This window comes from Haloactinospora alba (assembly GCF_006717075.1).
GTDB lineage: Bacteria > Actinomycetota > Actinomycetes > Streptosporangiales > Streptosporangiaceae > Haloactinospora > Haloactinospora alba.
Genome location: NZ_VFQC01000001.1, coordinates 2,979,757 through 3,006,013, shown reverse-complemented (window position 1 = coordinate 3,006,013; position 26,257 = coordinate 2,979,757). Strand labels below are relative to the sequence as shown.

Here is a 26,257-nt window from a genome sequence, read left to right as displayed (position 1 = left end):
CGCTGCGCCGCGTTCCCGGAAGAGCCACCGGCACCGGACCGGACGCGGCGGAAGCCGGGATAGCGACCGGGCATGCCCGGTATCGTCGCCGGTATGACGACAGACCGGCGGTTATTGCTCGTACACGCACATCCGGACGACGAGAGCATCGTTACCGGCGCCACCATGGCCAAGTACGCCGCCGAGGGCGCCGACGTCACCCTCGTCACCTGCACGCTCGGGGAGGAAGGGGAGGTCATCCCGCCCGAGCTGGCCCACCTCGCGAGTGACCGGTCGGGAGGGCTGGGCAAGTACCGCGTCGAGGAACTCGACAAGGCGTGCCTGGCTCTCGGGGTGCGCGACCACCGCTTCCTCGGCGGCGCGGGGTACTACCGTGACTCCGGGATGATGGGCGCCCCCTCCAACGACCACCCGGACTGTTTCTGGCGCGCCGACACCGAGGCGGCGGCGCACCAGCTCGCCGGGATCGTCCGGGAGGTCCGCCCCGACGTCGTGGTGAGCTACGACGACAACGGCGGATACGGCCACCCTGACCACATCCAGGCGCACCGGGTGGCGCTGCGTGCCTTCGAGCTGGCGGCCCAGCGGACACTCCCCGGAACCCCCTGGCGCACCCGCAAGCTGTACGCCGTCGCCCAGCCGGAGTCGGTGGTGAGCGAGTCCCTGGGGCGTCTGCGGGACGACCCGGGCCGGTTCACCGCGCCGCACGGCAGCGACGACCTCGGCCCTCCCGTCCCGGACGCCGCCATCACCACCCGGGTGGACGCCTCCGCCCACTGGGGTGAGAAAGCACTGGCCATGCGCGCGCACGCGACGCAGATCACCGTGGACGGGGAGCGGTTCGCCCTGTCCAACGGGATCGCCCAGGAAATCCGGGCGGTGGAGTACTTCACCCTGCTGCGCGGTCCGGCCCCCGCAGTGGACAGTGGCAGCGGCGGCTGGGAGACCGACCTGTTCGCCTGACCGGTGCCGAGCGGTGCCGGTGGGGACGAGGCCCCCGATCGTTTAGGCTGCCCCCGTGAACGCTTCCACCCCCTCCACCGCCGAGACGCGCGATCCCGCGCGCCGCTGGCCGCGGAACCTGGCCACCGTGGCCGCCTACACCGCGCTGGGCCTGTCCGGAGCGGCCGTCAGCGTCGTGGGCGGTGTGGCGGCCGGCTGGCTGTCCTGGCTGTGGGTGAGCGGCGGGTGGGGGAAGGTTCTCGCCGTGGTCACGCTGGTCCTGATGCTGGGTGTGCTCTTCGCCGGGTGCCGCGCCGCCGGGTGGGGTATGAGCAGCCGTCTGGGGGCCGCCCTGCCGGCGCTGGGATGGACCGCCGGGAGCCTCCTGCTCGTGGTCGGCTCGATGCGGGGGGACCAGATCATCACCTCCGGGCTCCACCTCGCCTACCTCTACGGCAGCATCATCGCGCTGGCCCTGGCCACGGCGCGCACCGAGCGCTGACCGCCACGCGCTCCCGGAGCGCCGTGGCAGTCCTATACCCGGGGAGCGGGGAGTCCGGTGTCACCACAGCTGCAGCATGAACGAGCCGTGCCCGATGTCCAGCTGCGGCAGCCCCACCAGCGTGAACAGGGCGTACATCACGTCGTTCAGGTAGGGCCGCACCGGCGGGAGCCACAGCACCGCGAAAACCGCGATCACCCCGAACAGCCCCGTCGTGTGGCTCTGCCGGGCGAACCGGCGCGGCAGGTAGGGCGCCACGGCGGCGAAACCGTCCAGGCCGGGCAGCGGGAGCAGGTTGAGCAGCCCCGTGGTGGCGTTCAGGAAGCACAGGAACATGATCCCGCCCAGCGCCCAGTTGTCGGTGACCGCGTCCTGCGGTACGAGCACACTGGTCACCACGCCCAGCACCGCCGCCAGCAGCAGACTGGCCACGGGGCCGGCCAGCGCGGCGAGACTGCGCCTGGCCCTGCTGGGAACGGCATCCCGATCCAGGTAGACGGTGGGTCCGGTGAGTCCGAACCGACCCAGCAGCAGGAACACCACCGGAAGAACCAGGTTCGCGAACAGTTCCCGGAAGGCGGCCGGGTTCAACCGCAGGTAGCCACTCCCGAGCAGCGCGCGGTCCCCCGAACGGTAGGCCACCAGCGCGTGCGCGTACTCGTGCACGGCCAGGCTGACGATCCACCCGCCGACGATCAGGACCAGCGGCGCGTAGGCGATCGAGTCGTCCCCGGTCCACCGGACCTCGGCCTGGGTCCAGGACATCCACCCCGCGATGCCGGTTACACCCAGCAACAGCACGAACAGGGGGCTGGGGAGAAGGTCCAGCCTCGACGGCCGCGCCGCCGCCTCCGGATCCGGGGCCGGCGCGGCGGTGTCCTCCGGTGAGGGGGCGTCGCCAGGGGCCGCCTCGGGGCGTGCGACCTCCCCGTTTCCGACCGGCTCAGACATGGGCATACTGCTTCCGCTACTAGTGACGGCAGGAGACGAACACGCGGGGATCACCACTCGGGGTCCCGCGTGTCCAGGTTAGGCCCAAGCGCGGCCGGGGCGGTACCGGGTCAGATGGCGGCCGCAGGAGCGGTGGCCGACAGGTGGATCGCCAGCAGCGCGAACGCGCGCCCCGCCTTGGTGAGCTGGTACGATCCGCCGCCCTCCAGCAGATCGTGGCCCACCACGAGCCCCAGGGTCTCCAGCAGCCACGTGGTCGTGATCAGGACCGAACGCACGTGTTGCGTGTCGGGAGCGCTCCCGTTGCCGTCGTCCGTCCACCCGGACTCGGCCAGGACCACCCGGGCCTCCTCGGCGATGTTGACGTCCTCGTCGCGGGCGTGGCTGCCGGTCGCCTTCGGGAACCGCATCAGAAGCAGCCCGAGCAGGGTCTCCGTCGCCGCCTGGGCGAAACCGTCGGTGTCCAGCACGCTCTCGGCGAGTCCGCGCCACAGGGCGTTCGTGTCACCGTGCAGCTGGCGCCCGCGCCGCGTCAGAACCATGCGCCGCCCGCTGTGACGCACCGCTCGCATGGTGCGCAGCAGTTTGTGCAGCGCTATGAGCTGCACCACGTCGGTCTCGCTGCGGGGAGGGGAGGGGGCGCTGGACCAGTCGAACTCCACGCACAGTTCGCGGACGACCGTCGGCGAGATGTAACCGATCTGGGTGAGCCCGATGCCCTCTTCCGCGTAGTCCAGCAGACGCCGCGCCGGAGCCAGAGCCGTAGCCGCGTCGTGCGGTGTCTCGGCTCCGCTGATGATCTGGCCCAACAGCGGTCGTAACCGCTGCCGGTGCGGGTGGGAGGGGGAACTCAGCCAGTTGTGGACCCGCTCCTCGCGGACGAGGTCCAGGCGGCTACGCCCCCGCGCGTCGGGCTGGGTGAGGAAGGAGCGGGCGTGCCGTTCCTGGACCGTGCGCCAGCCCGGCGCCTGCGGGTCGCCGTCGCCGACGGCGATGGCCAGTTCCAGCGAGGCCGAGGTCGCCTCGTAGGCCTCGATCTCGGCGTTCCCGAGCACGGTACCCCAGGTCATCTCCGGCAGGTCGGGCGGTTCCACCCCGGAGGCGCGCATCGCCTTCCGGTAGGCCGCCAACCCCGTGTCGTGGCTGGCGGAGTAGGCCTGCAGGATCTCGCGCGTCGTCTCCGAGGAACAGATCCGGGCGTAACGGTCGAGGTCCAGCAGGGAGAACAGACGCCCCAGCGACTGGACGGCGAAGAGCCGTTCGTTGGCGTGGTTGGCGAACCGTACGGGGAGCACGTACCAGCAGAACTCCTGTACCCCCTGCTGGGTCAGGGCCTCCAGCTTCTGCCCGGCCGCGAGGCTGCCGAGGGCGCTCTCCGCCACTTGGGCCGCTCTGGTGTCGAGCCGTGCCAACTGGGCGAGCGCGGACGCGACGGTCTCCTGCATGACGTGACTTCCCCACCTCCCGTTCAGGCACACCGCCGAGCGGCAGGCCGTGCTGTCGCGGGTTGTTCGTACTCCTTGTCGTGTGTCCTTAGGCTAGGAACCAGGGGTGGTCCTACGGCGTGGTGGTTGTTGTGGCACAATCCTGCTCGCGACCACAGTGTCGGCCGCGACCTCAGCGAGAGTGCCGTCACGCCGTCGTACGTGGATCACGCCGTCCTGCCACGATTCCAGCACACCGACAATATCCCGGAAACGGCCGTCGGGGAGCTGCGAACGCAGGGTGGCGCGTCGGCCAACGTCATGCGATGTCACCTCTTGCGTGAAACGCGAGACAAAACCCACCGGATCGACCCCCAATTGCGTACCGGAAAGCGACGAGCGCAATACTGGAAACTGCGAACACCGCGTCAAGCGCCGGGCCCATCCGCATGCCGGGCCTCCGGCATTGTCCAGGCTATGTGACGGCGACGACCCTGACACGCGGTCAGCGTGGCGACGACCGAAGAGGAGTTCGACGTGACCTACGTCATCGCGCAGCCCTGCGTGGATGTCCTCGACAAGGGATGCATCGAGGAATGCCCCGTCGACTGCATCTACGAGGGCACGCGCATGCTCTACATCCATCCGGACGAGTGCGTCGACTGCGGCGCCTGTGAGCCGGTGTGCCCCGTGGAAGCCATCTACTACGAGGACGACCTGCCCGACCAGTGGTCCGCCTACTACCGGGCCAACGTGGAGTTCTTCGAGGACATCGGTTCCCCCGGTGGTGCCGCCAAGGTGGGGCAGCTCGACAAGGACCACCCTCTGGTGGCGGAGCTGCCGCCCCAGGCCGAGGAGTAGAGCCGCGTTCCGCCGCGGCCCGCGAGCCGCGGCGGAACACACCCGTCCACGGTGGGTGGGCGGGTTTTCCGGTGGCGCGTACCCCGGCTTCGGCCGTGGGGGAACTGGGGGTGAACGAATGGCCAGGCGGGAACGCGTGGCGGACCGGTTGCCGACCTTCCCGTGGGATCGGCTGTCCGAGTACAAGACGACCGCGGCCGCCCACCCGGACGGTCTGGTGGACCTGTCCGTCGGCGCACCCGCCGATCCGGTCCCGCAGGGCCTGCGCGCCGCCCTCGCCGAGGCCGCCGACGCTCCGGCATACCCGGCCACGTACGGGACACCGGAGCTGCGAGAGTCCATCGCCGGCTGGCTGCACCGCCAGCACGGGGTCACCGTCGACCCGGCGGCGACCCTGCCCACCACCGGCTCCAAGGAACTGGTGGCATGGCTGCCCACCCTGCTGGGGCTGGGCGCCGGAGACACCGTCGTGTACCCGGAACTGGCCTACCCCACCTACGACGTGGGCGTGCGGCTGGCGGGAGCCGCCCCGGTCGCCTCCGACGGGGTGACCTCGCTGGGGCCCGCCCCGGTGAGCCTGGTGTGGATCAACTCCCCGGCGAACCCCACCGGCCGCGTGCTCGGGACCGAGCACCTGCGCAAGGTCGTGGAGTGGGCACGCGAGCGGGGCGCCATCGTGGCCTCCGACGAGTGCTACATCGATCTCGGCTGGGACGGGGTCCAGCCCAGGTCGGTCCTCCACCCGGACGTGTGCGGCGGGTCGCACGAGGGGCTGCTGGCCCTGCACTCGTTGTCCAAACGCTCCAACCTGGCCGGCTACCGCGCTGCCTCCGTGGCGGGCGACCCCGACCTGGTCGCCGAACTGCTGGCCGTGCGCAAACACGCGGGGATGATCGTTCCCGCCCCGGTCCAGGCGGCCATGCGCGCCGCGCTGGACGACGACGAGCACGCCCGCGAGCAGCGGGAGCGCTACGCGGCCCGGCGCGCCAGGCTGCGTGCGGCGCTGGAGGAGGCCGGCTGGGTCATCACCCACTCCGAGGCGGGACTGTACCTGTGGGCCCACCACCCCGACCACGCCGACGCGTGGGAGTCGGTGGCCGCGCTCGCCAAACAGGGGATCCTCGCGGCGCCGGGAGACTTCTACGGGACCGCGGGGCGCCGGAACGTGCGGCTGGCACTCACGGCGACGGACGAACGCGTGGCGGCGGCCGCCGCCCGCCTGGCGGGCTGAACAAGCTCCTCCCGAGATCCTGTGGATGGGGCCGTTCGCGACGAGCGGCGCCCACCAGCCAGGCCCTAGTCCAACAGGAGCTTGCCCTCCGGTGCGGGGGTTTCGGCCTCGCTCCACCCGTCCCGGCCCGTTTCGGCGGTCCAGCGCTGGTCGCCGTAGGTCACCGAGGTGATCCCGTACTCGTGCGCGTTGGCGACGGACCACGAGGCCATCGCCCACCCCAGGTCGCCGGTCGGTTTCTCCTCGTCTCCGGTGAGCGAGTCGGGCCCGGTTCCGAACACGCGCCGCATCTCCTCGCGCGCCCCCTCCGTGTCGCTTCCCGTCGGGGTCTCCTCGCCGAACCAGCAGGAGACGGCGGCGCCCTCGGCCCCGGTGAACGCGGACGCCATCGTGCGCGACCGCTCCTCGTGCTGGTCGTAGGCGTAACCGTCGGCGCTGCGTTGCACGGCCTGGGCTGCCTCGTAGACCGGCATGGACCGGTAGTCCTCCACCTCGGCCAGCTTCTCGTAGAACGCGGTGGCGGCGTAGATGGGGTCGGTCAGCTGCTGCGGCTCACCCCACTCCTGGGACGGCCGCTGCTGGAACAACCCCACCGAGTCGCGGTCGCCGTGCTCGATGTTGTGGAACTTCGACTCCTGCCACACGGTCGCGTACGCGATGGTGACGGCCTCCCGGGGCATGTCCTCCTGGAAGGCCACACCGCTGATCGTGGCGGCGTTGGCGGCCTGGTCCGGTTCGAGGTCGCTCTCACCGTCGCCGGTGCCGCTCGTGGCGAGCGAACAGCCCTCGGACGGCGGGGGAGGGGAGACGTCCAACGGCTCGACCGACGTTATGACGTAGTAGCCACCGGCGACCAGCGTGCCGCAGATGACACTCATGACGATCAGGATCTTGACGAAGGCGGATACTCGGCGTCGTTTTCTAGGCACAGCGAAACCGTCCGTCGGGTGGGCGGACACACACCGCCATGATGGCGCATGTTCCCGGGTGGCAGGGACAGGGCCCCGGGCCCCGTCCGGTGGGCACGTGTCCCACCGCGCGTCGCTCCGGCACCGTCCCGCCCGGGTTCCCATCGCTCGGCAGAGGAACCACTCCGCCTCCTTCCCGGACTGCCAGCGCGGCACTGGCAGCGTCGCTCGTGACGAACATCGCCCGTCGAACAGGGCACAGCGGTGCGCAGCACCGTGGGAATCTGACGTGTCGCACGGACACGTGACCCGTATATTAGGCGGTGTCGGAGGTCATGGTCTGCAACCGCGCCCCGTGCGCGCGACCGGCTGTGGCCCGAAGCGGCGGCCGCTGCGGTGTCCGGTTCGTTCTCCGCGCCGTGAACCAGTAAAGTCGCGGCCATGACCACCGCGTTCAGTAGTCCGCTTCCCGCAGAGATCGACGAACTGTGGGAGCGCCGTGCCGATCTGACTCCCGACCACACCGAGGCCCGCGACACGATCGTCGGTGCCGTGGACGAACTCGACGCCGGGAAGGCCCGGATCGCGTTCGTCGACTCGGACACCGACGAGGTGGTCGTGGACGAACGGGCGAAGCGTTCCATCATGCTCAGCTTCCGCGTTCTGGGTATGGAGGAGTCCAGCGTCGGCGACTTCTACCAGCACGACCGCATCCCGTTGAAGCGCCGGTTCGAGGGCGTGCGCGTCGTTCCGGGCGCCATCGCCCGCTGGGGCGCCTACCTGGCCCCCGGCGTGGTGCTCATGCCGTCGTTCACGAACTTCGGCGCCTGGGTCGGTTCCGGGACCATGGTCGACACCTGGGCGACCGTGGGCTCGTGCGCCCAGGTGGGGGAGAACGTCCACCTCTCCGGCGGCGTGGGTGTCGGAGGCGTGCTGGAACCGCCGCAGGCCTCCCCGGTCGTCATCGAGGACGAGGCGTTCCTCGGCTCCCGCACCATGGTCGTGGAGGGAGCCCGGGTGCGCCGCGGCGCCAAGCTCGGTGCCGGAACCATCCTCACCTCCTCCACCCGGGTCTTCGACGCGCAGACCGGTGAGGAGCTTCCCCGCGGGGAGGCGCCCGCCTGGTCGGTGTGTGTCACGGCGAACCGGGTGCAGAGCTTCCCCGGCGGGGACTTCGGTATGCCGTGCCTGCTGGTGCTCAAGCGTCTCGAGGAGGGCGAGGAGCACGACAAGCTCGCGTTGAACGACATGCTGCGCGAGCACGGGGTCAACGCTTAGGTCCTGTTCGGTGGGCGCTGTCTGCCCCGGGCGCAGCGCGGGAGGGCACGCGCCCGTCAACCGGGATCCGGCTCCGGACCGAGAGGCCGCTGGCGGGTGCGGGCGCCGCCTGGCCCCGCCGGCGGTCCGCACCTGCTGGTCGACACCCTTCATGGAAGGCACGCCGTGATGCTGGACCTTACCGCTGACGTTCGCGAGCTGACCGAGCGCATCGTCGATGTGGAGTCGGTCAGTGGCAGCGAGGACAGTCTCGCCGACGCGATCGAGTACGCGCTGCGCCCCCTGGAACACCTCACGGTGCAGCGGGACGGGAACGCGATCATCGCCAGCACCGACCTGGGCCGGGACCAGCGGATCGTGCTCGCCGGCCACATCGACACCGTCCCGATCGCCGACAACGTGCCCGCCCGCTCCGAGGACGGGCGGTTGTACGGGTGCGGAACCTCCGACATGAAGAGCGGCGTGGCGGTGCAGCTGAAACTGGCCGCCACGCTCACCGAACCCGTGCACGACCTGACCTTCGTCCTCTACGACTGCGAGGAGGTCGAGGCCGAACGCAACGGGCTGCGGCGGCTGGCCCTGCACCACCCCGAATGGCTGTTCGGTGACTTCGCCGTGCTGATGGAGCCCACCGGCGGGGTGATCGAGGGCGGTTGCCAGGGAACGATGCGCGCCGACGTCACGGTCGGCGGGGAACGCGCGCACAGTGCCCGCTCCTGGATGGGGTCGAACGCGATCCACGCGGCCGGCGGGATCCTGGAGATCCTGCGGGAGTACAAGCCCCGCTACCCCGAGGTCGAGGGGCTGGAGTTCCGGGAGGGGCTCAACGCGGTGTTCGTCTCCGGCGGAGTGGCGGGCAACGTCATCCCGGACTCCTGCACGGTGACGGTCAACTACCGGTTCGCGCCCGACCGCACCGTGCGCGACGCGGAGGCCCACCTGCGCGACGTGTTCGCGGACTTCGAGGTGCGGGTGACCGACGCGGCGGCTCCCGCCCGCCCCGGGTTGGACCATCCCGCGGCCGCCGCGTTCGTGCGTACCGTCGGCTCCGGCCAGGCCCGCGCGAAGCTCGGCTGGACCGACGTGTCCCGCATGTCCGAGCTGGGGATCCCGGCGGTGAACTACGGGCCGGGCGAACCGACACTCGCGCACACCGCGGGAGAGTACGTGGAGCTTGACGCTGTCGCCGAGGCGGAACGGCGCATGGCCGACTGGCTGTCGGGACGCGGGTCCGCGGGCGCGGCGTAGGCCCCGGCGGGCGCGTGAGCGACACCCCTGTGCTCCGTAAGAGGCGCCGTCCGTGCCGCCCCCTACGGAGCGCTGTCCCGGACGGCCGCGCCGGCGGCGCGGCGCGGCCGCGATGTCCGGTGGTCGACTCCGTGTGGTGTGGAATTCAACATCCGGTGGTGCGCTCCGGATAGCGTTGCTACATGACGGAATTCGAGAATGTTCGGCGAGCAGGACCACTGACGTACCACGGCCGCGCGATTCCCGAGACCACGACGGACCAGCGGCTGCTGGACCGGCGCGGCCCGGCCGACTGGGTACACACGGACCCCTGGCGGGTGCTGCGCATCCAGTCGGAGTTCGTTGAGGGGTTCGGCCTGCTCGCGGAGCTGGGTCAGGCAGTGAGCGTGTTCGGCTCGGCGCGGGTCAAGCCCGGCACCGCCCGTTACGCCCTGGGCCAGTCCATCGGGGAGAAGCTCGCCTCGTCCGGCTACACGGTGATCACCGGTGGCGGTCCCGGGATCATGGAGGCCGCGAACAAGGGAGCGCACCAGGTCGGCGGCACCTCGGTCGGACTCGGCATCGAGCTTCCGTTCGAGCAGTCCCTCAACGAGTACATCGACATGGGCGTCACCTTCCGGTACTTCTTCGTGCGCAAGACCATGTTCGTGAAGTACTCCCAGGCGTTCGTGGTGCTGCCGGGCGGCTTCGGGACCCTGGACGAGCTCTTCGAGGCGATCACGCTGGTGCAGACCGGCAAGGTGACCCGCTTCCCGGTGGTCCTGGTGGGCAGCCAGTTCTGGGGCGGGCTGCGCGACTGGATCCGCGGAACCCTCCTCGAGGAGGGGGTGATCTCCGAGAACGACCCGGACCTGATGCACCTGACGGACGACCCGGACGAGGTCGTCGACATCATCCACAAGGCGCACATCGATCTTGCCCGCCGCGAGTTCGAGTCGGGCCAGGTGCACGGGACCGCCGTCGACGTGGAGGCCGCCCAACGGGCCGCCCCGGAGTAGGAAGCGGGACCGGATCCGGACGGAGTCACGCCAGGCCGCGTCGCGTCACCGCCGGCGGGCGGGCCCCGCTGATGGAGGCCACGGTGTCCAGCACGTCGCGCACGGCGCGCGGGTGGGAGGTGGCGAACACGCGCGCGCCGAGCCAGGCGTAGACCGAGACCAGTCCGAGTGTCTCGGCCAGGGCGGGGGACTGCTCCGTGGGCCCGTGGCCGGCGGGTGGGGAACAGCGGACGAGTACCGGCCAGTACCCGGAGGCGAGGGACCGGACCGTCGCCGCGGCCGGGCGGTACCCCGCGTCGATCGCGTCCGCCACGTCCGCATCGGGCGGAACTATCCGGAAATCAGTGCTCATGTCCACCATGTCGAGTCTGCCATAGCCGTGCGGGCGTCGAACCGCGCCGCTGCGGGTATGGCACCATCGGGAGCGTGACTCCCACCATCCTGGTTCTGACCGCCGGGGCCGCCGTAGCGGTCCTCGTCGCCGTGGCCGCCGTGGTCACGGGCCGAGGTGGCCAGCTCGCCCGGTTCGAAGCCGACCACCCCCCGCTTGAGCTTCCCACCAGCCGCCCCATCACCAGCGCCGACGTGGGACGTGTGATCCTGCCGCTGGCGTTCTGGGGCTACCACGTCCGGGCCGTCGACGACGTGCTGCGGCGGTTGTCCCAGACGATCGCCGAACGCGACGCCCGTATCGCCGAGCTGGAGCGCCGCGTGTCCGGCGAGACCCGCGGCGCCGCACCCTCCGAGCGCGCCCCGGAGCGGACGGGGACCGCCGGCGACACCAGCCCCACCGCCGTGGACGGCGGAGGTGACCAGCAGGGAGAGGACGCGCGGTGACCGCCGATCCCGACACGGGCGCGCGTCCCGGTCCCGACGGGCGGCCGCGCTGCCACTGGGCGCTTGCCACCCGGGACGAACGGGAGTACCACGACACCGAGTGGGGACACACGGTGCGTGACGACCAGGGAATGTTCGAACGGATCTCCCTGGAAGGGTTCCAGGCGGGGCTCTCCTGGCTGACCGTGCTGCGCAAGCGGGAGGCGCTGCGGGAGGTGTTCGCGGGGTTCGACCCGTCGACGGTCGCCGCCTACACTCCGGCGGACGTGGAGCGGATGCTCACCGACGCGCGGCTGATCCGCAGCCGGGCCAAGATCGAGGCCGTGATCTCCAACGCCCGCGCCGCCCTGGACCTGCCGGGCGGGCTCGCCGGGTTCGTGTGGAGCTATGCTCCCGACCGCGCCCCGGTTCCGCGCACACCGGCGGAGGTTCCGGCCACGACACCGGAAAGCACGGCCATGGCGGCCGCGTTGAAACGTCGCGGGTTCCGGTTCGTGGGACCGACCACCGCCTACGCCGCGATGCAGGCGACCGGCATGGTCGACGACCACCTGGCCGACTGCTTCCTCCGCCGGCCGTCCAGCCCCTGAATCGTCCCCGAGAGGGGAGCCGGAGCCATGGTGCTCTTCGCCATGCTCGCGTCCGGCCATCGCGCGGCTGACGTGGCCTATCCTCGATCGCTGTACCCGCGAGCGGTTCCGGACGTTTCGCTCGCTCGGAAGGAGGCGTGATGTTCACCATGGACCCCAACGAAGCGGGCCGAAGCGGCCATCGCGGACTGGCGGGCCGTAGGAGAGCACGATGACGGGGCCGTCATCCCCCGCGCCGGAGGAGGGCCGCACCGGCGAGTCCGGGGCTCGCTCCCCGATCCGCGGGATGTCGCTGTGGCCGCCCCCCAGGTCCAACCGGCACACCGGGAAACGGTCCCGGCGCGGTGTACTGGTGGCCGTGGCCGCCGGCGCGGTCCTGCTCGCGGGCACCACGGGTGCCGCGGTGCTGGGACTGGAGTGGCGAAGCTCCACCACGGAGGACGGGGTCCCGGAGCCGTATGCGGGCTCCTGGCGCGGTGAGATGTCCCAGCGGGACGAGGCGGGGAACCACGTCGTCGACTGGGGGGCCGAGGTCACGCTCGAACCGGGAGCGCAGCGCGGCAGCGCCGAGTGGTTCACACTGAACTGCCGCGGAAGCCTCAGGCTGACCGAGCGGGACGGCCAGGACCTGGTCTTCGACTACGTGGAGACCTACGACCCTGAGGAGCACTGCGTGGACGAGAGCGAACTGGAACTGCGTCCCGGAGACACCGACGGCGAACTGCGGGCGCGATGGAACGCCGTCTCCCACGACGGGACCTCCATGGTCTCCACCGGGACCCTGTCCTGAGCTCCGACCGCAGTCGGCCCCGGCGCGCCGCGCCAGGGGCCGGGAACCCGCCGGATGCGGCCTACTGCCCGTCGAACGTGGGGGTCTCCTTGTTGAGGAAGGCGAGGGTGGCGTTCGTGTGGTCCGTGGTCTGGGCGCACTGTTCCTGAAGGTTGGCCTCCATCTCCAGCGCGCTCTCCAGATCCAGGCCGGAACCGTACGTCAGTTCGGCCTTGATGGCGGCGTAGGCCACCGTGGGTCCGTTGGCCAACCGTTCGGCGAGGCCGCGTGCGGTGGCAGCCAGCTCCTCCTCCGGAACCACCTGGTTGACCAGACCGATCTCCAGCGCCCGCTGGGCCTTGATCGGTTCGGCGAGGGTGAGCAGCTCCATGGCACGCGCGTGCCCCACCAGCCGCGGCAGGGTCCAGGAAGCGCCGCTGTCGGAGCCCAGGCCGACGTTGGCGAATGCCATCAGGAACGACGACCTGTCCGAGACCACCCGCATGTCGCAGGCGAAGGCGAAAGAGGCCCCGGCGCCCGCGGCCACCCCGTTCACGGCGGCGATCACCGGTTTGGGCATCCGCGTGAGACCGAGGACAATCGGGTTGTAATGCTTGCGTACCGTGCCGCCGAGGCCCTCTCCGGAACCGAGGGCGTCCGCGTGCTCCTGCAGGTCCTGCCCGGCGGAGAACGCCTTCCCGCTTCCGGTCAGTACGACGGCCCGAGCGCCGGGATCGTTCTTGGCGCGTTCGACCGCGGCCAGCAGCTCCTCCTTGGTGGCCGTGGTGAGCGAGTTCATCGCGTCGGGTCGGTTGAGTGTGATCGTGGCGACGCCGTCCGAAAGGTCGTAGGCGACATTGGCACTGTCTGATTCGGGCACGCGAAACTCCCTGATCTGGTTGGCCCGTCCCGCTACGGACACGGCGATTCGGCGGTACTGCCCACACTTTACTGTCCGGATCGCTCGCCCCCGATGGCTGCGGCACCGCGGGATCGTTCCCAACGGGATACCGAAACCGAGATAATGAGGTAACGGTGATTCATCCCTGAGTCACGCGGATGAGGCCCGATTCAGGACCTGGGTCGCCACGAGCGGGCCGCGCCCCCGATAGAACGGCCGACACCGACCCGCGAGAATTTCCTAGGAAAGGGGATACCCACATGGCGGCGATGAAGCCGAGGACCGGTGATGGACCCATGGAGGTCACCAAGGAGGGTCGCGGCATCATCATGCGAATTCCGTTGGAGGGCGGGGGGCGCCTCGTCGTCGAACTCACCCAAGAGGAAGCTAAGGAGCTCCAGGAGACACTGGACGGCGCCCTCGGCTGACACGCGCCGTCGCCACATCTGAACACGGAGCCGCCGGTTACGGGCTCCTCGGCGGATACCCGAGCAGTGCGGGTGGCGCCGGGGAGCGTGCGATGACTGCCCGCGGAATCCCACTGGTCCACGATCCGGAGAGGAATGTGTGAACGCCCGTGTCCATCGCAACGGAGATCCGCCCGTCCTCGGGAAGTATCGCCGCGTCGGCCGCTGAACTGGTGGCCCTGCCCGTCCGCTCGGGTCCCCAGGGCCCTGAGGTGGAGACGGCCGCCTCGGGGATGAGCCCCGAGGAGCTGCGAACGCGGTTGCCCGCCCCGCTCCCCGCGCTGGTGGACCACTACGGGCTCACCGGCAAGGCCGGGGAGGTGGTGCAGCTACCGGTGGATCTCGGGAACGGACTCGTCCGGCTGGCCCTTCTCGGGGTCGGGTCCGCGTCGGACTCCGACCTGCGCGCGGCCGGTGCCGCGCTGGCCCGGGCGGCCAAGGGGCGCGACCGCGCGGCGGTGGCGCTGCCCGAGGGGTCCGAGAGCGCGGTGCCGGAGCCGGGTGCGGCCGCCTTCGCGGAAGGCGCGCTGCTGGCCTCCTACACGTTCTCGCTGGCGTCGTCCCCTTCCCGACCGGAATCCGTTGCCGTGATCGAGCTGTTCACCAGCGATCCGCGGGGTGCCGAGGAGCCCGTGCGCCAGGGAGCGGCGCTCGCGCACGCCACTGCCCGGGCGCGCGACCTGGTCAACACGCCCTCGAACGAGAAGGGGCCCTCCTGGCTGGCGGAGCAGGCGCAGCGGGTCGGCGGGGAAACCGGCCTGGAGGTGTCCGTTCGTGGGCAACACGAGCTGGAGGCCGAGGGGTTCGGGGCGATACTGGCCGTGGGACGGGGCGCGGAGCGGCCACCGCGCCTGGTCCAGCTGTCCTACGAGCCCGCGGACCCGCTCTCCCACGTCGTCCTGGTGGGCAAGGGGATCACGTTCGACACGGGTGGTCTGTCGTTGAAGCCCAACGACAACATGAAGCTCATGAAAACCGACATGACCGGTTCGGCCGTGGTGCTGGGCGTGATGTCGGCGCTGGCGGAACTGGGTGCGCGGGTGCGGGTCACCGCACTGCTCGCGGTAGCGGAGAACTCCCTGTCCGGAAGCGCGATGCGCCCGGGCGACGTGCTCACCACCTACGGCGGCCGCACGGTCGAGGTGCTCAACACGGACGCCGAGGGCCGGCTGGTGATGGCCGACGCCCTCGCCTATGCCGACGCCGCGCTGGACCCGGACGCGGTGGTGGACGTGGCCACCCTGACCGGAGCGGCGAAGCTGGCGCTGGGTACCGGCACCGGTGCGCTTTTCAGCACGGACGACACCCTGTCGGCCGGTCTGGAGGAGGCCGCGCTGCGTTCGGACGAGCCGGTGTGGCGGATGCCGCTCGTCGAGGAGTACCGGGACACGCTGCGCTCCCGGGTGGCCGACCTGGCCAACATCGGCACCAGCTCCGACTACGGCAATCCCGGCGCCACCGACGCGGCGATGTTCCTCCGGGAGTTCACCGGAGGGCGCCGGTGGGCCCACCTGGACATCGCCGGTCCGGGCCGCTCCTCCAGCGACGAGGGCGTGGTGACCAAGGGAGGGACCGGCTTCGCCACCCGGTCGCTGCTGCGTTGGCTGACGCGGGGATCTGTCTGACGGACGCCGTTCGCCGGACAGAGCCTAGGCCTCCTCCGCGTCGTGGGAGCGGATCGCGGCGAGGAGCCCCTCGCCGACGGGTAGGAGCAGCGGAATCAGCGCCTCGTTCTCCCGGATGAGCCGCCCCACCTCGCGGATCGCCGCGGTCGCCGCGTCGGAGGCGCTCAGTGGGCTGTCGGAGAGCGGCGCCGCCTCGAGCGCGTTGTTGAACACCACGATCCCGCCGGGGCGCAGGAGCCGCAGGGACTCGGTGAGGTAGCCCGGGTACTCCGTGCGGGCGGCGTCGATGAACACCATGTCGTAGGCGGCGTCGGTGAGCCGCGGCAGGACGTCCAGGGCCCGTCCCTGGATGAGCCGCGTCCGGTTCGTGGTGAATCCCGCTCTGCGGTAGGCGTCCTTGGCGATCTCCTGGTACTCGGGTTCGACGTCGACGCTGGTGAGGATGGCGTCCGCCGGCATGCCGCGCAGCAGCCAGATACCGGAGCTGCCGCATCCCGTCCCGACCTCGACAGCGCTCCGCGCCCCGATCGCCGCGGCCAGGAACCGCAGCGCCGCTCCGCTGGCCGCGCTGACGCAGGGGACGTGGGCGTGTTGGCCGGCCTCACGCGCCGACGACAGGGGGGCGTCCTCGGTGGCGTACTGTTCGATGTAGGCGAGTGTCTCGTCTCGGCTGGCGATGATGGCCTCCCGTGCGTGGTGCGGATGGATGTGTGGTCGCCGGGCGGGCTCCATCGCGGAACCGGCGCCCTCGGGGTCCGGAGGGGGCTGTCCGTTTCCGACCCTCCGGCGGCGGGCCGGAGTGCCGGTCACACGGCGTAGCCTTCTTGTCACTTCCGGGTTATACCCCAGAGCAAAGAGTAGCCTGCGTGCAGGATAGGCGGACGGTTCCGGGAACTTAATCCCCCCTGCGTCGCGTTGCAACGGAAGAAGGGTCCGCGCGCGGCGCCCGTGTCCGCCTCCCCTGTCGGGCACGGCTGGGGGCCGCGCGTGGTACGGAACCGAAGGGAGCATCGGTGGCAGACGCTGTCTCTGCCGTGGATTTCGAGGACTGGCAGCCACCAAGCTGGGACGAGGTCGTCCGGGAGCACTCCTCCCGCGTGTACCGGCTGGCATACCGCCTCACCGGCAACCGGCACGACGCCGAGGACCTCACACAGGAGGTCTTCATCCGCGTGTTCCGTTCGCTGGCCAACTACACCCCCGGAACGTTCGAGGGGTGGCTGCACCGGATCACCACGAACCTCTTCCTGGACATGGCGCGCCGCAGGGCCCGGATCCGGTTCGAGGGATTCGGCGACAATCCGGAGGAGCGGTTGCGGGGCCGGGAACCCTCACCGGCCCAGTCGTACGACGACCGGCACTTCGACGCCGACATCCAGGGGGCGCTGGACGCGCTACCCGCCGAGTTCCGCGCTCCCGTGGTGCTGTGTGACATCGAGGGGCTCTCCTACGAGGAGATCGCCGCCACGCTCGGAGTGAAGCTGGGAACGGTGCGCAGCCGGATCCACCGCGGGCGGGCGCAGCTGCGGGGGGCGCTGGAGCACCGGCGCCGCCTGGCCGCCCAGCGGGACTCCGCGGCCGGTCCGGAACCGGAGGACGCGTTCGGGGACGCCAGCGCGGCGGCACAGCTAGGGACCCGGGAGGTGGAGTGAACGATGGACCATTTGGGGGAACGGCTCTCCGCCCTGGTCGACGACGAGATGGGCCACGCCGAGCGGGACCGGGCACTGGGGCACCTGGCCTCGTGCGAGAAGTGCCGGTTCGAGGCGGACGAGCTGCGGCGGCTGAAACGCCGGCTGCACGTGGTGGACGCTCCCGAACCGTCCACGGACTTCCTGGGAAGGCTGACGGCGATGGGCGGCCCCCCGAGCGGGGAGTGCGACCCTCCCGACGACGATCCGCCGGGGCGGACGTCCCGCCCCCCGACGGTTCCGGGGGAACGGCCCGGAGGGCCGGAGGCCGGTGACGTGTCGCCGGCCACGGCGGTGGCCGAGAAGGACCCGTCCCCGACCGGAGCCGCGGCTGCGCGCCGTCGGCACAACCGCCCCCTGTCGGTGTTGCGTACCCGCTGGCGCGGAACCCGTTACGCCGCCGCGGGAGTATCCGCCCTCGCTGCGGTGCTGGGAAGCGCCTTCATCGCCGGAGGTGAGCAGCAACAGGCTCCCGTGGTCCGGCCGGCGCTCGCGGACTACGCCGCCGAGCACGCGGTCACCGCCCAGCAGGCCACCGTGCCGGACCCGCTGCCCTACGCGAGCACTGAGGCCGCCCCGCGGCAACCGGTCGGGGAGCGTGCCTCCGGTACGGCCTCCACGTCCCGGTGAGGGGAGGGAACGCGCACCGTTGGCGTTTCCTGCTCTCCGTGTGCCTGTCAGCCCTGCTGGCCCTGGTCGCGCTGTCCGCAGCGAGTGCTCCGGACGCGGCGGACGTACCCGCCAGGGGTGACGATGACGGTACGGGGATCCTGCGCCGCGCGGCCAAGGCGGCCCAGAACGTTTCCTACACCGGGGTGCGGTCGGTGGCGACACGGGTGGGATCGAACGGTGTCACCACCGAGCGCATCGAGGTCGTCCACCGTCCGGGGGAGGGGACGCGCGTCTCCGCCGCGGCCGGTTCCCGGCGCCTGCTGCTGCGTTCCTCTCCCGCCCTGCTGAGGCTGGACACACGGGCGCTGGAGATCCTGGAGTCCAACTTCCGGATCGTCCGCGGCGGCAGCGGGGTCGTCTGCGGGCGCCCCGTCACCGTGGTGAAAGCCGTCCGGGAGGACGGGACGCTGGCCGGACGGTTCTGGGTGGACGACGCCACCGGGCTGCCGATGCGCAAGGAGACCCGGGACCGCGCGGGAGGTGTCGTGCACGCGACCGTGTTCGCCACGGTCGAGATCGGTGCCGCGGGGAGCTCCGGTGCGCGGGCGGACGCGCGCGCCGAACCGTGGGACGACGTGGTCTCCGAGCGGGAACGGTCCCGGTTGCGGGACGCCGGCTGGCACCTTCCCGAACGTCTCTCCTGGGACCTGCGGCTCCTCAACGCCCGGTCCACCCGGGAGTCCGGGCGGCGCGTGGTGCACCTGGTGTACTCCGACGGGGTGTCGGCGGTGTCGGTCTTCGTGCAGCGGGGCCGGTTGAGCGCGGAATCGGTGGGAACCAGTGGCGGGTGGCAGCCGGTCGTAGTCGACGGCGGCACGGTCTATGTCAGTGACACCGGGCAGCAGCGCCGCGTGTGGGAGTCGGGAGGGTACGTGTACACGATCCTGGCCAACGCCCCGCCCGCGGCCGTCGAGACGGCTGAGGAACGGTTGCCCGGCCCGGCGGAGGGGGTCTGGCCGCGGGTGGAACGCGGCTTCCTCCGGATGGGGTCGTGGCTCGTCGGGTAGGGAACCCGTCCGGTATCGGATGTCCGTGGTTGACCTAGAATCGCCCGACAGTCCCGAAATCTAGTGACATGACGTACGCCGGTGAGTGCGGCTCACACCTGTCCTGTTAACGAACGGTTTATGTCCGCTGCTCCAGACTCGGGGGCGGTAGCGACAAGACGGAGAGTCATATATGACCGACGAGACCGGATCCTCGCACCGGCAGGAGGGGCAGCAGTCCGGAGCGCATCCGGCCGAGGCGGCCGGTGCGGATCCGGAGGGTTCCGCTCCCGCACCGTCGCAGCCGGGCGCGGGTTCCCCTCCACCCACCCCCTCAGGTCCGGTGCCCCCCTCCGAGGCTCCGCCTCCGACAACCACGGCGAACCTCGAGCGTGGGCCGCAGGGCGCAGCCCCCGGTCCGCCGCCACCCGGCGGACACGGGCCGCCCCAGCCGGGCAGCGCCGCCGCCATGCCGGGTGGCGGTCCCCCCGGCGGCCCGCCACCCGGCCCGGGTGCGTCAGCGACCGGTCACTGGGCGGTTCCGCCCGGTGCCGCTCCCGGCGCGGGGCAGCCACCCACCGGAGCGGGGATGGGGGTCCCTCCCGGCGGTCCGCCCGGTGGGCCTCCCAGCGGTCCGCCCGGCCCTCCCGGCGGGCAGTGGCCGGACGGTTCCGGCCGGCCGCCGAAACGACGCCGCAGCGTGCCGCTGTGGGTCCTGGCTGTCTCGTCGCTGGTCATCGCCCTGGTCTCGGCCACGGTGGGAGGTGCGGCCGGCGGGTTCCTGCGGCTGGAGGAGACGGACGGGGAGGAACAGTCCCCGACGCTCAACAGCCAGCTTCCCAGCGGGGAGCCGGAGCGCGACCCGGACACCATCGCCGGTGTGGCCCAGCGGGTAAGCCCCAGCGTCGTCGCGCTGCAGCCCTCGAGCGCCAGCGACGGGGAGGGCGGTAACGGTTCCGGGTTCGTCATCCACGACAACCACGTGGTGACGAACGACCACGTCGCCTCCGCGCTGAAGGACAGGAACATGGAGGCGGTGTACAGCAACGGCGACTCCTCCGGCGTCAAGGTGGTCGGGACGGCGCCGAGCTCCGACCTCGCCGTGCTCAAGCTGACGGACCCGGTCGACGTGCAGCCGCTGGAGTTCGGCAACTCCGACGACGCCGCCGTCGGCGACCAGGTCGTGGCCATCGGCGCCCCCCTCGGACTGGCGGGCACGGTGACCACGGGAATCATCAGCGCGGTGGACCGGCCGGTGACGGTGGGCGAGCGGGACAACAGGACTCACATCACCGCGCTGCAGACGGACGCCGCCATCAACCCCGGCAACTCCGGCGGCCCCCTCATCGACGCGCAGGGGCGTGTCATCGGGGTCAACTCGGCCATCGCCACCATGGGCGGAGGGATGCAGAACAAGCAGGGCGGAAGTATCGGCCTGGGGTTCGCCATCCCGTCGGCGGAAGCTGAGGATGTGGTGAACCAGCTTCTGGAGGACGGGGAGGTAACCCGTGCCGTGATCGGCGTGATGCTGGACCCGCGCCACCAGGAGGAGGGCGCGCTGATCGCCTCCGACGACACCGCTGAGGGCGATGCCGTGAAACCCGGGGGGCCGGCGGACGAGGCCGGCCTGGAACCGGGGGATGTGATCACCAGGTTCCAGGACGAGAAGATCGCCGACTCCAACCAGCTGATCACTCTCGTCCAGAGCAAGGACCCCGGTGACGAGGTCACACTGACCTACGAGCGCGACGGGGAGGAGGAGACGGCGACCCTCACGCTCGGTTCCTCGACCGAGTAGACCGCCCGGGTTCGGGGGCGCAGCGGGCGCCCCCGAACGCCACGGATCAGCGTCTGGTCTCCTGGCGCGCCACGGAACGCAGGTGGACCTCGTCGGGGCCGTCGAAGATGCGCATGGCGCGCGCCTGCGCGTACATCCGCGCCAGCGGGAAGTCGTCACTCACCCCGCCGCCGCCGTGGACCTGGATGGCGCGGTCGAGGACGTCCGCGGCGACCCGTGGAACGGCCACCTTGATCGCCGATATCTCGGTGCGCGCCTCCTTGGTTCCCCGGTTGTCGATGAGCCAGGCCGTCTTCAGCACGAGCAGGCGCGCCTGCTCGATGGCCAGCCGCGACTCGGCGATCTGCTGCTGGACCATGCCCTGCTGTGCCAGCGGGGTGCCGAACGCGACCCGGTTGTTGGCGCGTTCCACCAGCAGGTCCAGGGCGCGTTCGGCCATACCCAGCGCGCGCATGCAGTGGTGGATCCGGCCGGGGCCGAGCCGGGCCTGGGCGATGGCGAAACCCTCGCCCTCGCCGGAGATCAGGTTCTCGGCGGGCACGCGGACGTCGGTGAACCGGAGTTCGCAGTGGCCCTCCTGGTCCTGGTACCCGAAGACGGGCAGGGAGCGGACGATCTCCAGTCCGGGAGTGTCGCGCGGCACCAGGATCATGGACTGCTGCCGGTGGGCGGGGCCCTCGGGGTCACTCTTGCCCATCACGATGAAGACCTCGCAGCGCGGGTCGGCGGCTCCGCTGATCCACCATTTGCGCCCGTTGACCACGTAACTGTCCCCGTCGCGAGTGATGGAGGTGGAGATGTTGCTCGCGTCCGAGGAGGCGACGTCGGGTTCGGTCATGGCGAAGGCGGAGCGGATACGCCCGTCGAGCAGCGGATCCAGCCACCGCTCGCGTTGTCGCTGGGTGCCGAACATGTGCAGCACCTCCATGTTCCCGGTGTCGGGAGCGGAGCAGTTCAGCGCCTGGGGAGCGAGGCCGGGCGAACGGCCGGTCACCTCGGCGAGCGGGGCGTAGTCGCTGACACTCAGGCCGCTGACGTCGGGCAGGAACAGGTTCCACAGGCCGCGGCGGCGGGCTTCGGCCTTGAGGTCCTCGACGACGGGGGGAAGGTCGTGGTTGTCCGGTCCGGCCTCGGCCCGCCAGCGGTCGTAGACGGGCTCGGCCGGGTACACGTGGGAGTCCATGAACTCGTTGAGGTCGGAGAGGTACTCGCGGGCTTTCGCGCTGAGTTCGAAGTCCATACCCCGAGTATGCCATCCGACCGACCAGTCGGTACCTTGATGTCGCACGTTTTCCCGAATCACGGTGCGTACGGTTGTGCGGCCGCGCGTCGGGGAAAGATGGCGTTCCCGGGTGCCCTGGCGGCCCGGGAGGAGAGAACCCCGACGGAAGGAGGCGCGGATGCCTACTACCCACCGCGGCATCATCACCGACTGGGGCGGTGTGCTCACCGCGCCGCTGCGCGAGACCATCAACGCCTGGATCGCCGCCGACCGGATCGACTACGAGCGCTACCGCGCGGTCATGCGCTCGTGGGTCGACGGCGCCTACGCCAACGACGGCAACCTGCCGGACAACCCCATCCACGCGCTGGAGCGCGGTGAGCTGACCCCGGCCGAGTTCGAACGCGAGCTCGCCGCCCAGCTGCGGCTGGTCGACGGAGGTCCGGTGCCCGCCGACGGGTTGATCCAGCGCATGTTCTCGGGCTTCCTGCCGATCGAGGAGATGTACGCGACGCTGCGCCAGGCCCGCGGCCACGGCATCGTCACGGGACTGCTCTCCAACTCCTGGGGCAACGGCTACCCGCGGGAGCGGTTCCGTGAGACGTTCGACGCCGTCGTGATCTCCGGAGAGGTCGGGATGCGCAAACCGGAGCCCGGCATCTTCCACCGCGTCCTCGACATCACCGGACTGGACGCGGCGGAGTGCGTGTTCATCGATGACATCGAACACAACGTCCAGGCCGCCCGGGACCTGGGCATGACCGGGATACTGCACCGGGACCCCAGACGGACCCGGGCCGAGGTGCAGCGCCTGTGCGGGATCGCGCCGGAGGGCGCCGTGTGACCGGGGCGCGCTGGGCGCGCGGAGTCCGCGTCTTTGCCAGACTCTCCTCCGGGGACCTGTCTGGTGGACGCGTGCGTGTCGCTCCGGCGCCGCGCCGCTCGTGACGAACAGCGCCCGTCAGACGGGGCCCGGACCGGAGAGCACCGCACGTTGAAGGAATGCCCGACCCATGCGCGTCTACCTGCCCAGCACACTGTCCGCCCTTGCCACGTTCTTCGCCGACGGGGGAGCGCGCGGTCCCGTGCGCGCCTTCGCCGTCACCCGGGCGCTGCGTGAGGACGGCGAGGACGACGAGGAACTCGAGTACGCCGCGTTGCAGGCGGCCGCCGACGAGTCGCTGCGGATGCTCGCCGCGGACCCCGGGGCGCCCCGCCGGCGGGTCGTCATAGCGGCCGAGATCCCGGGCCACGTGGTCGAGGAGGACGCCGGGGAGCAGGAGGACCCGGCCGCGGTCACGGTCACGGGGACCGTGCCGGTGAAACGCGTGGCCTCCGCGCACGTCGACGAGGAGGAGGCCGCCGGGGACATCGCCGCGGCCGTGGCCGATCCCGAGGCCGGAACCGCCGAGGAACACGAGCTGCTGTGGTACGCCACCCAGGAGGTGCGGTTCCTGGTGGGGTCCGACGGTCAGGGGTGAGGCGCGCCGGGCTCCCGCTCTCGGTCCACGGGTGGTCCGGCGGAGGATTACCGGCCCGTGACATGCGGGTATGTCTGCGGCGACACCCAATCGGGAGGCGTGAGTCCCATGGATTCCGTGACGAATGTTCCCGCACCCGTCAACGAGCCCAACCTGACCTACGCGCCGGCGACCCCCGAACGGGTCGCCCTGGAGGAGGAGATCGACACCCTCGCCGGCGAGGAGCGCGAACTCACCCAGACGATCGGCGGTGAGCAGCACCTCGGGGTGGGGGAGCGGATCCCGGTGGTCCAGCCGCACAATCACGCCCGCGTCCTGGGCAGGATGGCCAACGCGACCGACCTGGACGCGCGCGAGGCCATCGAGGCCGCCCGCGCCGCGGCCCCCGCGTGGCGGGCGATGTCCATCGACGAACGGGCCGCGGTCTTCCTGCGCGCGGCCGACCTGTTGGCGGGGCCGTGGCGCGCCCGGATCAACGCGGCCACCATGCTCGGGCAGAGCAAGTCGATCCAGCAGGCGGAGATCGACGCCGCCTGTGAACTGATCGATTTCCTGCGGTTCAACGTCTCCTACGCGCGCCGCCTGTACCAGGAGCAACCGATCTCCACCCGCGGCGTGTGGAACCGTCAGGAGCTCCGGCCGCTCGAGGGTTTCGTCCTGGCCGTGACCCCGTTCAACTTCACCGCGATCGCCGGCAACCTGCCCACCGCTCCCGCCCTGATGGGCAACGTCGTCGTGTGGAAGCCCGCACCGACGCAGACCCTGGCCGCGTGGGTGCTGATGCGCGTGCTGGAACAGGCGGGTCTGCCGCCCGGTGTGATCAACATGGTGACCGGGGACGGCGCGGCCGTGTCCAGCGCGGCCCTGGCCCAGCCGGACCTGGCCGGGATCCACTTCACCGGTTCCACCCGGACGTTCCAGCACCTGTGGCGCACCGCGGGGGAGAACATCGCGAACTACCACTCCTATCCGCGCATCGTCGGGGAGACCGGCGGCAAGGACTTCGTGGTCGCACACTCCTCCGCTGATCCGGACGTGCTGCGTACGGCACTGATCCGTGGTGCGTTCGAGTACCAGGGGCAGAAGTGCTCGGCGGCCTCGCGCGCCTACGTCCCCCGCAGCCTCTGGGCCCGCATGCGGGACGACTTCCTCGCCGAGACGGAGTCGCTGACGATGGGGGACGTGACCGCCGACGTCTCCACCTTCATGGGGGCGGTCATCGACGAACGAGCGTTCGCCAAGAACGCGGCCGCGCTCGACCGGGCGAAGTCCACCGACACCATCACGGTCCTGACCGGCGGCACCGCCGACGACGAGGTGGGCTACTTCGTCCAACCGACCGTTCTGGAGTGCGACGACCCCACGGACGAGGTGTTCACCACCGAGTACTTCGGCCCGATCCTCGCGGTGCACGTCTACGACGACAACCGCTACGAGCAGGTCCTGACCCAGATGGCGGACGTGGCGCCCTACGCGTTGACCGGCGCGGTCATCGCCCGCAACCGGGCGGCGATCGCGGCCGCCGACACCGCGCTGCGGTTCTCCGCCGGGAACTTCTACATCAACGACAAACCGACGGGTTCCGTCGTGGGGCAGCAACCGTTCGGCGGAGCGCGCGCGAGCGGGACCAACGACAAGGCCGGCTCCATATTCAACCTCATGCGGTGGGCGAGCCCGCGCAACGTGAAGGAGGCGTTCGTCCCGCCGACCGACTGGCGCTATCCGCACATGGGATGAACCCCGGTTATGCCGGTTTTCTGACGATGCGCGCCTGCGGGAGGATAATGGGGAATCACCGGAGCCCCGTTATCCAAGGAGCCTGTCATCAGTCGGCTGGTGTTGTGGAATATCGACTTCACGCTCGTGGACGTCGCCCGGGTGACCCGCGCGGCCTACGCTGAGGCCTTCGAGGGGGTGACCGGCGAACCGCTCGTCTACCTGGCGCCGATGGCGGGCCGTACGGACTCGGAGCTCTTCTTCGAGTTCCTGGCGCGCAATGACGTGCCGGCCGGGACGGAGGAGGAGACGCTTCCGGAGTTCGTCGAGGCGCTGGGAGACGCGTTCGCCCGGCGGCGGGACCAGCTCGCCGACCAGGGGCGCTGCCTGCCGGGGGCGAGGGAGGCCCTGGCGGCCGTCGCGGAGCTGGAGGACACGGTCCAGACGGCGGTCACCGGTACGGCCATGGCGAACGCGGTCGCCAAACTGGCCGCGTTCGGTCTGGACAGCTACCTTGACGTGAGTATCGGCGGGTTCGGCTCGGAGAACTACCCCAAGGCGAGTCTGATCCAGTTCACCCGGATGCGGGCGGCCGAAGCGCACCAGGCGTCCTTCCCCGAGCGGGAGACGGTCTACGTCACGGATTCGGTGCGCGATGTCGAGGCCGCGGTGATCGGACGGGCCAGGCCGGTGGCGGTGGCGAGCGGATCCTCCACGGGGCGGCAACTGCGTGAGGCGGGGGCGCACCACGTCCTCGACGACCTCGGCGACACGGCATCGCTGCTCCGCGCCGTCCGGGACACCGGAAACGGGCCGGGATAGTCGTTGACGCGGCGGCCACCAAAACGACAATCGTAATGTGACCGGCATCTTACGGATAAAAAGCTAAATCTACTTATTGCAGGTCATTGCTCTTTCCTCCCCACGAGGAGGCCCCATAGGCGGCTTTGTCACTCCGGGAAACGGCCCCACAGGCGCTGCCCTCAGCGGACAAACGAAGTAGCCTGGGGTTGGGCAGGGGCCGGACAACGGCGTCCGGTCAGTAACACCCACGACCTGTGCGCACAGGTTCCAGCCACACTCGGCCGTGTCCCAGGAACCGCACCAACCAGCCGATCCCGAACCAACAGCCACACCCAGCACCCGCGCCTCGCGCGGT

The 26,257-nt window shown here is 70.9% G+C and carries 28 protein-coding genes; 20 read left to right on the top strand and 8 right to left on the bottom strand.

Annotation, left to right across the window (positions count from 1 at the left end):
- Positions 1–93 precede the first annotated feature (93 nt).
- Together mshB and FHX37_RS13490 are read left to right on the top strand one after the other, a co-directional pair.
- Complete coding sequence (mshB, locus tag FHX37_RS13495) at positions 94–963, top strand: N-acetyl-1-D-myo-inositol-2-amino-2-deoxy-alpha-D-glucopyranoside deacetylase (protein WP_141924227.1); 870 nt, start codon at positions 94–96, stop codon at positions 961–963.
- Between the two features lie 55 nt (positions 964–1,018).
- A complete protein-coding gene (locus FHX37_RS13490) occupies positions 1,019–1,444 on the top strand; it encodes a hypothetical protein (protein WP_141924226.1) in 426 nt (141 codons plus the stop codon).
- A 60-nt stretch (positions 1,445–1,504) separates the two neighbouring features.
- On the opposite strand, the gene FHX37_RS13485 is transcribed toward FHX37_RS13490, so the two are convergent.
- From FHX37_RS13485 to FHX37_RS23620, 3 genes are all read right to left on the bottom strand, one after another.
- Positions 1,505–2,395, bottom strand: coding sequence for a site-2 protease family protein (locus FHX37_RS13485; protein ID WP_141924225.1), 891 nt, complete (start codon positions 2,393–2,395; stop codon positions 1,505–1,507).
- A gap of 110 nt (positions 2,396–2,505) precedes the next feature.
- Entirely contained in the window at positions 2,506–3,840 is a 1,335-nt protein-coding gene (locus FHX37_RS13480; protein WP_141924224.1) for a hypothetical protein, read from the bottom strand.
- A 93-nt stretch (positions 3,841–3,933) separates the two neighbouring features.
- A complete protein-coding gene (locus tag FHX37_RS23620) occupies positions 3,934–4,182 on the bottom strand; it encodes a putative acetyltransferase (protein WP_141925252.1) in 249 nt (82 codons plus the stop codon).
- Between the two features lie 174 nt (positions 4,183–4,356).
- Between FHX37_RS23620 and fdxA the strand changes: the two genes are divergently transcribed.
- Together fdxA and dapC are read left to right on the top strand one after the other, a co-directional pair.
- Positions 4,357–4,680, top strand: coding sequence for a ferredoxin (fdxA, locus tag FHX37_RS13470; protein WP_141925251.1), 324 nt, complete (start codon positions 4,357–4,359; stop codon positions 4,678–4,680).
- Positions 4,681–4,798: 118 nt separating this feature from the next.
- Positions 4,799–5,911, top strand: a complete 1,113-nt coding sequence (gene dapC, locus FHX37_RS13465; protein ID WP_141924223.1) for a succinyldiaminopimelate transaminase — start codon at positions 4,799–4,801, stop codon at positions 5,909–5,911.
- Positions 5,912–5,976: 65 nt separating this feature from the next.
- Here dapC and FHX37_RS13460 read toward each other — a convergent pair whose 3' ends face one another.
- Entirely contained in the window at positions 5,977–6,840 is an 864-nt protein-coding gene (locus tag FHX37_RS13460; protein WP_141924222.1) for a hypothetical protein, read from the bottom strand.
- Between the two features lie 420 nt (positions 6,841–7,260).
- On the opposite strand from FHX37_RS13460, the gene FHX37_RS13455 reads away from it, so the two are divergent.
- From FHX37_RS13455 to FHX37_RS13445, 3 genes are all read left to right on the top strand, one after another.
- Entirely contained in the window at positions 7,261–8,097 is an 837-nt protein-coding gene (locus FHX37_RS13455; RefSeq protein WP_141924221.1) for a 2,3,4,5-tetrahydropyridine-2,6-dicarboxylate N-succinyltransferase, read from the top strand.
- A 168-nt stretch (positions 8,098–8,265) separates the two neighbouring features.
- The gene (dapE, locus tag FHX37_RS13450; RefSeq protein ID WP_141924220.1) at positions 8,266–9,345 is read left to right on the top strand and encodes a succinyl-diaminopimelate desuccinylase; all 1,080 of its coding nucleotides are present in this window, start codon (positions 8,266–8,268) and stop codon (positions 9,343–9,345) included.
- A 182-nt stretch (positions 9,346–9,527) separates the two neighbouring features.
- Complete coding sequence (locus FHX37_RS13445) at positions 9,528–10,343, top strand: LOG family protein (RefSeq protein WP_141924219.1); 816 nt, start codon at positions 9,528–9,530, stop codon at positions 10,341–10,343.
- Between the two features lie 25 nt (positions 10,344–10,368).
- On the opposite strand, the gene FHX37_RS13440 is transcribed toward FHX37_RS13445, so the two are convergent.
- Positions 10,369–10,695 (bottom strand): hypothetical protein, encoded by a 327-nt coding sequence (locus FHX37_RS13440; protein WP_141924218.1) that lies wholly within the window; start codon positions 10,693–10,695, stop codon positions 10,369–10,371.
- A gap of 74 nt (positions 10,696–10,769) precedes the next feature.
- On the opposite strand from FHX37_RS13440, the gene FHX37_RS13435 reads away from it, so the two are divergent.
- The 3 genes from FHX37_RS13435 to FHX37_RS13425 all read left to right on the top strand — a co-directional run bounded on the left by FHX37_RS13435 (position 10,770) and on the right by FHX37_RS13425 (position 12,560).
- Complete coding sequence (locus tag FHX37_RS13435; protein WP_211351825.1) at positions 10,770–11,180, top strand: hypothetical protein; 411 nt, start codon at positions 10,770–10,772, stop codon at positions 11,178–11,180.
- Positions 11,177–11,770, top strand: a complete 594-nt coding sequence (locus FHX37_RS13430; RefSeq protein WP_141924217.1) for a DNA-3-methyladenine glycosylase I — start codon at positions 11,177–11,179, stop codon at positions 11,768–11,770. Before FHX37_RS13435 ends, FHX37_RS13430 begins: the two co-directional genes overlap by 4 nt.
- A gap of 211 nt (positions 11,771–11,981) precedes the next feature.
- Positions 11,982–12,560 (top strand): hypothetical protein, encoded by a 579-nt coding sequence (locus FHX37_RS13425; protein ID WP_141924216.1) that lies wholly within the window; start codon positions 11,982–11,984, stop codon positions 12,558–12,560.
- A 61-nt stretch (positions 12,561–12,621) separates the two neighbouring features.
- Here FHX37_RS13425 and FHX37_RS13420 read toward each other — a convergent pair whose 3' ends face one another.
- Positions 12,622–13,419 (bottom strand): enoyl-CoA hydratase-related protein, encoded by a 798-nt coding sequence (locus tag FHX37_RS13420; protein WP_281288297.1) that lies wholly within the window; start codon positions 13,417–13,419, stop codon positions 12,622–12,624.
- A 281-nt stretch (positions 13,420–13,700) separates the two neighbouring features.
- Here FHX37_RS13420 and FHX37_RS13415 point away from each other — a divergent pair, with 281 nt between their 5' ends.
- Both FHX37_RS13415 and FHX37_RS13410 read left to right on the top strand, forming a co-directional pair.
- Positions 13,701–13,868: a DUF3117 domain-containing protein gene (locus FHX37_RS13415; RefSeq protein ID WP_141924215.1), complete on the top strand. Its 168-nt coding sequence runs from the start codon at positions 13,701–13,703 to the stop codon at positions 13,866–13,868.
- Positions 13,869–14,017: 149 nt separating this feature from the next.
- Positions 14,018–15,532: a leucyl aminopeptidase gene (locus FHX37_RS13410; RefSeq protein WP_141924214.1), complete on the top strand. Its 1,515-nt coding sequence runs from the start codon at positions 14,018–14,020 to the stop codon at positions 15,530–15,532.
- 24 nt (positions 15,533–15,556) lie between these two features.
- Here the strand turns inward: FHX37_RS13410 and FHX37_RS13405 are convergent, their stop codons facing one another.
- Positions 15,557–16,264, bottom strand: coding sequence for an O-methyltransferase (locus tag FHX37_RS13405; protein ID WP_141925249.1), 708 nt, complete (start codon positions 16,262–16,264; stop codon positions 15,557–15,559).
- Between the two features lie 242 nt (positions 16,265–16,506).
- Here FHX37_RS13405 and sigE point away from each other — a divergent pair, with 242 nt between their 5' ends.
- The 4 genes from sigE to FHX37_RS13385 all read left to right on the top strand — a co-directional run bounded on the left by sigE (position 16,507) and on the right by FHX37_RS13385 (position 20,679).
- Positions 16,507–17,184 carry an RNA polymerase sigma factor SigE gene (gene sigE, locus FHX37_RS13400; protein WP_141924213.1) on the top strand — a complete coding sequence of 226 codons (678 nt, stop codon included), beginning with the start codon at positions 16,507–16,509 and terminating at the stop codon, positions 17,182–17,184.
- A 3-nt stretch (positions 17,185–17,187) separates the two neighbouring features.
- Entirely contained in the window at positions 17,188–17,853 is a 666-nt protein-coding gene (locus FHX37_RS13395) for an anti-sigma factor family protein (RefSeq protein ID WP_141924212.1), read from the top strand.
- Entirely contained in the window at positions 17,850–18,902 is a 1,053-nt protein-coding gene (locus tag FHX37_RS13390) for a sigma-E factor regulatory protein RseB domain-containing protein (RefSeq protein ID WP_141924211.1), read from the top strand. Before FHX37_RS13395 ends, FHX37_RS13390 begins: the two co-directional genes overlap by 4 nt.
- A 679-nt stretch (positions 18,903–19,581) precedes the next feature.
- On the top strand, positions 19,582–20,679 hold the full coding sequence (locus tag FHX37_RS13385; protein ID WP_246062282.1) for a S1C family serine protease: 1,098 nt from the start codon (positions 19,582–19,584) through the stop codon (positions 20,677–20,679).
- 46 nt (positions 20,680–20,725) lie between these two features.
- Here the strand turns inward: FHX37_RS13385 and FHX37_RS13380 are convergent, their stop codons facing one another.
- Complete coding sequence (locus FHX37_RS13380; RefSeq protein ID WP_141924209.1) at positions 20,726–21,919, bottom strand: acyl-CoA dehydrogenase family protein; 1,194 nt, start codon at positions 21,917–21,919, stop codon at positions 20,726–20,728.
- 160 nt (positions 21,920–22,079) lie between these two features.
- Between FHX37_RS13380 and FHX37_RS13375 the strand changes: the two genes are divergently transcribed.
- From FHX37_RS13375 to FHX37_RS13360, 4 genes are all read left to right on the top strand, one after another.
- The gene (locus FHX37_RS13375) at positions 22,080–22,745 is read left to right on the top strand and encodes an HAD family hydrolase (RefSeq protein ID WP_141924208.1); all 666 of its coding nucleotides are present in this window, start codon (positions 22,080–22,082) and stop codon (positions 22,743–22,745) included.
- Between the two features lie 169 nt (positions 22,746–22,914).
- The gene (locus tag FHX37_RS13370; protein WP_141924207.1) at positions 22,915–23,382 is read left to right on the top strand and encodes a DUF6912 family protein; all 468 of its coding nucleotides are present in this window, start codon (positions 22,915–22,917) and stop codon (positions 23,380–23,382) included.
- Between the two features lie 108 nt (positions 23,383–23,490).
- A complete protein-coding gene (gene pruA / locus FHX37_RS13365; protein ID WP_141924206.1) occupies positions 23,491–25,119 on the top strand; it encodes an L-glutamate gamma-semialdehyde dehydrogenase in 1,629 nt (542 codons plus the stop codon).
- A gap of 102 nt (positions 25,120–25,221) precedes the next feature.
- Complete coding sequence (locus FHX37_RS13360; protein WP_141925248.1) at positions 25,222–25,920, top strand: HAD family hydrolase; 699 nt, start codon at positions 25,222–25,224, stop codon at positions 25,918–25,920.
- Positions 25,921–26,257 lie beyond the last annotated feature (337 nt).